Source organism: Bradyrhizobium sp. Kon58 (assembly GCF_055807455.1).
In genome coordinates this window covers 1-230 of sequence record NZ_JBVVOT010000701.1, presented here as the reverse complement: position 1 = coordinate 230, position 230 = coordinate 1, and the positions used below count along the sequence as shown (strand labels likewise).

Annotated in this window: 1 protein-coding gene; it reads left to right on the top strand. The window is 61.7% G+C overall.

The features are described from left to right. Positions 1 to 45: 45 nt before the first annotated feature. The coding region (locus AC0L20_RS41995) for a hypothetical protein (RefSeq protein ID WP_473295993.1) at positions 46 to 230 on the top strand (185 nt) is incomplete at its 3' end.

Sequence of the window (230 nt, the reverse complement as noted above, 5' to 3'; positions counted from 1 at the left end):
ACCTTGGCGTTACGGGGCCGGATAGATCGCCAGACTTTAGGCCAGATGACAGATGCGATTGCGCATCGCGGCCCGGACGGAGACGGCCACTGGATCAGCGAGGACGGCTGCGCAGGGCTTGGCCATCGCCGGCTTTCGATCCTCGATCTGTCGTCCGCAGGCGCGCAGCCGATGATTTCGGCGTCCGGCCGCTATGCGCTGACTTACAATGGCGAAATTTACAATTTCCG